At 60.3% G+C, this 6415-nt stretch carries 5 protein-coding genes; 3 read left to right on the top strand and 2 right to left on the bottom strand.

Annotated features, from left to right (window positions below):
- A partial coding sequence (locus VR74_RS02305; protein ID WP_045694059.1) for a hypothetical protein occupies positions 1-531 on the top strand: 531 nt, incomplete at its 5' end.
- 75 nt (positions 532-606) lie between these two features.
- On the opposite strand, the gene uvrB is transcribed toward VR74_RS02305, so the two are convergent.
- Together uvrB and VR74_RS02295 are read right to left on the bottom strand one after the other, a co-directional pair.
- Positions 607-2802: an excinuclease ABC subunit UvrB gene (uvrB, locus tag VR74_RS02300; RefSeq protein WP_045694058.1), complete on the bottom strand. Its 2196-nt coding sequence runs from the start codon at positions 2800-2802 to the stop codon at positions 607-609.
- Positions 2803-2899: 97 nt separating this feature from the next.
- Positions 2900-5302, bottom strand: coding sequence for a hypothetical protein (locus VR74_RS02295; protein WP_299949389.1), 2403 nt, complete (start codon positions 5300-5302; stop codon positions 2900-2902).
- Positions 5303-5567: 265 nt separating this feature from the next.
- Here VR74_RS02295 and VR74_RS02290 point away from each other — a divergent pair, with 265 nt between their 5' ends.
- Positions 5568-5915, top strand: coding sequence for a PilZ domain-containing protein (locus tag VR74_RS02290; RefSeq protein ID WP_045694054.1), 348 nt, complete (start codon positions 5568-5570; stop codon positions 5913-5915).
- Between the two features lie 63 nt (positions 5916-5978).
- A partial coding sequence (locus tag VR74_RS02285) for an EamA family transporter (RefSeq protein WP_045694052.1) occupies positions 5979-6415 on the top strand: 437 nt, incomplete at its 3' end.

Genomic DNA, 6415 nt, shown 5'->3' with positions numbered 1-6415 from the left:
GGCGCGCTGCTGGACGCCGGGCTGATCCCCGAGGCGGAAGCCGACATGCGCGGGGCGCGGCGCTTGCAGAGCCTGATCAGCTTTGCCGCGCCGGTGACGCACGGCCTCAAGGCGGCGCACGAGGCGGCGCAGGAGGCGCGGGCCTATGCCTTCGAATGGCGGCTGATGCTGAAAGTGTGCGAGGCCTGGCATGACGGGCTGAGAGACATGGAGCCGGTGCGCGACGGCAGCATGCGGTTTGATTCGACGTACATCCACTGCTGCCAGATGGTGCGGGATGTGAACCTCGCGCTGTTCGGTCCGGACCCAGAATATGAGGCGATGCTGATGGAGGACATCTACCTGCGCGCCGAGGAGGGCTGGTTCATCGGCTTCCGCGGGCATATCCGCGAGGCGGTAGGCATGCTGCGCGTGATGGGCAATGACACGCTGGCGGATGACCTGGAGCGAAGGCTCGCCGACGAGGCGAAGGGGCTGGCGGACTACGCGGCGCATGACGCGGCCATGGGCTATGCCCGGCCGGAGGCGTAGGGGGGTGTAGGGTGAGCGGAGCGATACCCACCAGGCGGGTTCCGCTGCGGTGCATTGCGCTTCGCTTAATGCACCCTACAAATTCAATCCCAAATCCACTTCCCTCAACCGCTTCAACTCGTCCCTCAGTTTCGCGGCCTGTTCGAATTCCAGGTTGGCGGCGGCTTCGCGCATCCGCTTTTCTGTATCCGCGATCACTGATTTGAGGTTGTGGCCGGGTTCGCCCGCAAGTGGCAAGGCTTTTTCTTCGGCGAGCCCCTTGTCGCGTTCACGGCGGGCGCGGGATTTGGTGCCGGGTTTCTCGCCGAGCTCGCCGAGAATGTCCTGCACGCCGCGGATGATCGTGGTGGGCGTGATGCCGTGTTCCAAATTGTGCGCCTCCTGCTTGGCGCGGCGGCGGGCGGTTTCCTCCATGGCGCGTTCCATGCTGCCGGTGATACGGTCAGCATAGAGGATGACGCGGGCCTCTGAATTGCGCGCGGCGCGGCCGATGGTCTGCACAAGGCTGGTCTCGGAGCGCAGGAAGCCCTCCTTGTCCGCATCGAGAATGCCGACAAAGGCGCATTCCGGAATGTCGAGCCCCTCGCGCAGCAGGTTGATGCCGACGAGGACATCGAACACGCCGAGGCGCAGGTCGCGGATGATCTCGATGCGCTCGATCGTGTCGATGTCGGAGTGCATGTAGCGCACGCGCACGCCGTTTTCGTGGAGGAATTCGGTGAGGTCTTCCGACATTTTCTTGGTCAGCGTGGTGATCAGTGAGCGGAAGCCTTTCGCGGCGACGGCCTTGACCTCTGCCATGACATCATCGACCTGGTTGGCGCCGTCCTTCGAGACGGGGCGGACCTCGACGGGCGGGTCGATCAGGCCGGTGGGGCGGATGACCTGTTCGGTGAACACGCCGCCCGTGCGCTCCATTTCCCACTTGCCGGGCGTGGCGCTGACATGCACCGTCTGCGGGCGCATGGCGTCCCATTCCTCGAACTTGAGGGGGCGGTTGTCCATGCAGGAGGGCAGGCGGAAGCCGTATTCGGCGAGCGTCGACTTGCGGCTGAAGTCGCCCTTGAACATGGCGCCGATCTGGGGGACGGTCTGGTGGCTCTCGTCGCAGAAGACGAGGGCATTGTCGGGCAGGTATTCGAACATGGTGGGCGGCGGCTCGCCGGGCTTGCGGCCGGTGAGGTAGCGGCTGTAGTTCTCGATGCCGTTGCAGGAGCCGGTGGCCTGCAGCATCTCGATATCGTACTGGCAGCGCTGCTGGATGCGCTGGGCCTCGAGCAGTTTGCCGTGTTTCTCGAAGTGCGCGATCGTGGCCTTGAGCTCGGCCTTGATCTTCTCGGTCGCCTGCTGGAGCGTCGGGCGGGGCGTCACATAGTGGCTGTTGGCGTAGATCTTGATGGCGGGGAGGGACTGGATCTTGGCGCCGGTAAGGGGGTCGAACTCGGTGATCGATTCCAGCTCGTCACCGAAGAAGGAGAGCTTCCAGGCGCGGTCTTCATAGTGGGCGGGGAAGATGTCGACGACATCGCCCTTGATGCGGAACGTGCCGCGCGTAAAGGCAATGTCGTTGCGCGTGTACTGGTTGGCGACGAGGCGCTCGGCCACGGCGCGCGGGCCGATCAGGTCGCCGGGCGTGAGCTTGAAGGTCATGCTCGTGTAGGTCTCGACCGAGCCGATGCCGTAGATGCACGAGACGGAGGCGACGATGATCACGTCATCGCGCTCGAGAATGGCGCGGGTGGCCGAGTGGCGCATCCGGTCGATGGCCTCGTTGATGGAAGATTCCTTCTCGATATAGAGGTCGGCGCGGGGCACATAGGCCTCCGGCTGGTAATAGTCGTAATAGGAAACGAAATATTCGACGCTGTTCTCGGGGAAGAAGGATTTGAACTCGCCATAGAGCTGGGCGGCGAGGGTCTTGTTCGGGGCGAGGATGAGGGCGGGGCGCTGGGTCGCCTCGATGATCTTGGCCATGGTGAAGGTCTTGCCGGTGCCGGTCGCGCCGAGCAGCACCTGGTCGCGCTCGCCGGCCTGGATGCCCGCGACGAGTTCGGGAATGGCGGTGGCCTGGTCGCCCGCGGGCTCATAGGGGGCGTGGACCTTGAAGCGCTTGCCGCCCTCCAGCTTGTCCCATTCGCGCTCCGGCCGGTGGGGCGTCCAGATCGACGGGGCGAGCGTCTCGATGGCGCCCTGCGCCGGGCCGTCCAGCGTGAACACGGACGGGGCTTCAGAGACGGTTTTTGCGGAGGATTTGGAGGGAGAGCGGGCCATGCCCAGAGATATGGCGCGGGGCAGGGGGAGTGTCTAGGGTGTTCTTGGTTTGTTTGCTGTTGCTGCTGACATGAAAAGGGGTGCGGAGGACGAGGTTTCAGTGATCGCGTGATCGCCTCACTCTGGCGGACAAAATGGTGATTGCCCGTCGAAGGTCCAATTCGGCACCCAGCGCTTCTCCTGAGGCATCAACATTCATGAGAAATTCCAGCATCTGATTGAGCATAAGGTCGCCATCCTCATATGCATGAGAGTGGTCTAAGATTGCGCGATAACACAGTGAGCGCATCTCAGATCGCCCGTGCCGGCTGTTCAGATAATCCAACTCCGGGCTCTGCACGGCTTCTCCAAATTCACTGCCGATGACCTCTCGGTAGTTTTCGAAGCTGTCGCCCGTTGGGCAAACTTGTGCCGCCAAAGCCCAGAAAGCTGAGGGGTGGGGAGCTTGGGACAGAAGTTCCATGCACAAGACCCGGGCAAAGTGAAATTCAACAGCGCTTCCGGACAAAGCTACAAGGGTCATCAGATGTGCAATGTCGTCTCGCTTCATAGAGTATGCAATGAGTTCCTTTTCATCGTCGACAAGTTCAGCCAGGAGCGATTCAAGCCTGAGTTTTTCGAACCGCCGCCATGCCTTTTGCTCTATTTCGTGTTGGGTCGAAATGGCCGGACTTTCGGCGGTTCCAAAATACCACGCGCTGTACCATTGCTGCGACAACTGCATGAGCTGATCGAGTGGTGTGCCAGCGAGAATATTGAAATGTTCCAGCATCCACAGAGCGCCGTCGCTTATTTCCTTGTCAGGATGGCGCAGCAATTCGCCTAGTCGGAATGGATTATAGGGGTTCTTCGGAAGACCGAGGTCCCGGCGTAGTTCCAAATGCTTTTCTATACGCTCTTCGAATTTTTTCCGTGGGAGATGCCCGTCCTTCCCTTTCTTCATGCCTCGTCTGAAGAAGTGTTCTTCTGTGAAGGGATCGAATGCATCGACCTGACCTGCGTCATACAGGCGGTCTTGGGCTCTGCTTCGTTGCCAGATGCCAATTGCCTGAAGCAATGCTGCCATGATGACCAGGTCAACCATTGCACGGGCGGCAAAAGTGAGGTGCTTCGCAACGGGTGCGTCGCCGATGATGGGTGTGTCGATATTTACATTGTAAATTTCCCACCAGTCGACAAATGGCACTGCTTTGGCGAGTTCTCCCCCAAAGAAGCTGAGCCAGGCAAAAAATGGATTTGATATTGCGTTGCCATCTGTGCCGGTGAAGGCACCTGCGACCCCATTAATCTGGTGAAGTGCTAGAGGGACCAAAATGAAAAGAAATGCGTAGCCAAGAAGCGCTTCGTCTTTGAGGTCATTTTCGAAACCAATCTGAATTTCACGAGCGTCGGTACGCAATAGTCGAGAAGCGAGTTCACGGTCTTCTTCGATCCATGCCCACCGGCGACCCAAAGCGAAAATCATCAAGGCTCCAAGGCCGATTGGAACAAGACCAAAGGGCTGCGGAAGGACAAAGCCCAAGGCTGTAAGTGGCAAGAGTGACAGGACGACAAATCCGTGTGGCACGAGCGGCCCGTGTTGGGTGGCACCGGTCAAGGGGGCGATCAATCGGACCATAAGCGAGTCTATCCAGCTGGCGGCGATTGCCGGAGCTCCGACCAGTAATGGCGTGCTTGCCTTTGGTTGCGTTGGATCTTGTTCGTTGTCTGCTAACTGATCAATGTAGCGTTGGATGTGCGGGAGAAAGATGAACGCTACAAACAGGGCCACAACAGCGAATGTGATCCAGTACGAAAGTCCGGCCTCGACCCCCTCCTTTTCGTTTGCGGATACTTTTCCTGCCCACACAGCCAGCGCAATAATTCCAGCGAGCAGGGCGGTGCCCAACCAAAATGAAGACGGAGGAACGGCGTCACTTCTAAGAATTTCGCGATCAAATGCTTCTCGTTCGGCTCGGGCTTGAAGAAAAAAGACCAGTATGAGCGGCACCAAGCTCACAAGCAGGCAGCCAATCAAAACAGACACCTGAACTATGCTGGCGTCGTTCACGCCGATATCTGAGTTGTGCAATTTGAGCGAGGGCCAAGGTAGAACCCCAGGTTCATCTGACAGGAATGTCAATGCGGTCAGCGTGGTCAACGCCGTGAACAGATATGTGAAGAGTTCCCGAAACCCTTGGTCGGCAATGCGGTGTTGAGCGGCGACCCGCTTGGCTGGTTGTATTTGAGTTACAGGTTTCAATCTGCTCCAAATCTGTAGTGCGCGAGAGCAATTGGCTGTGAAGAAACCACCGATAATAAGACCTAAAGCTAGCCAGATATCACTTTCCAGCTCTTGCCGATCAATAAATGAAAAGAGATCGGGGGCAGTGATCCATCCCAGCAGTGCAAGCCCAAGCGCAGCTGCTAGCAGCCCGGCAATTATCAATCCCCATCGGCTGAAAAAGTTGATGGATTTGCGAAGTGCTTTCCAGCGCCTAGGATTTTCGGCTGCGCCCATCTTACTACGCCCCCCAAGATGTAATCTTTACGACTTGTTAACTTTCGCGCAAGGGATGAAGTTGGCGCTCAGTCAAGTAGATTTGGATTTCGCTAGACTTGAGCGTAACTCTGCCTACTCCCCCTCATCTCCTTACCCGCCCCCCATCCCGGTTAACCGCCCCTTGCCCAAGCCGCGAAAATTCGCGCGGTTTTTGAGAGGTTTGGCCAAGGGGGGCGGATTAAAATCGGCGTATCTCGGCAGGATATCGCGGGTGGAGGCGAGGATGACGCATTTCGAGAACAAGCGGGAAGTGCCCCGTGCCACGATCGATTCCCCCGGGCGGGTCGTGCTGGCCAGCCTGAGCGAGACCTGGGATGTCACGGTGCGGGACGTGTCGGTGCGCGGCGCGTGCCTGCGCCTGTCCGGCCCGGCGGAGGCGCCGCGCGCCTTCTACCTGCTGCTGGAAGCCGGGCCTGATGCCGCGCCGATCCGGCAGACCTGCGAGAAACGCTGGCAGGTGGGCAATGTGGTGGGCGTGCGGTTTGCCGAGCCGTTGAGCGAGGCGCAGTTCGCGGGCATCCTGCACCGGGCGATGCACCCTGATCCCGGCGCCTTCCTGCGGGCGGGCTGACCCCCGGCACGGCGGACGCGCGGGAATGGTGGACTTCGCAAGCCGCGCTGGTTAGCTGCGCGCATGATTGCGCGTCTCCTGTCTGCCCCGTTATTGATCGTGTTCCTGGCCATTGGCATGGGGTCCGGCATTGATGCGCTGGTGAAGGGCACGGCCCCGGAAGCGGGCCTGATGCAGCTGGTCGCGTGGCGTTTCCTGTTCGGGGCGATGATTGCGGCGGCGGTGTTCGTGGTGCAGCGCCGGGCGATGCCGCGCGGCGAGGCGATACGCTTCCATGCGATGCGCGGGGTGGTGCAGCTGGTCAGCGCGATCCTTTTCTTCTTTGCGCTGACGCGGCTGGCGCTGGCCGAGGCGACGATTATCGGGTTCACGGCGGCGCTGATGGTGCCTTTCGTGGCGCGGGTGGTGCTGGGCGAGGCGGTGTCGCTGCGCGCCTTCGCGATCACGCTGGTGGGTTTTGCCGGGGCGGCCTTTGCGGTCAGCGGCGGCAGCGCAGGGGC

The organism is Hyphomonas sp. BRH_c22 (genome assembly GCF_000961795.1).
Taxonomy (GTDB): Bacteria; Pseudomonadota; Alphaproteobacteria; order Caulobacterales; family Hyphomonadaceae; genus Hyphomonas.
The sequence above is the reverse complement of the archived record's forward strand: the minus strand, read 5'-3'. Positions and strand labels throughout refer to the sequence as shown.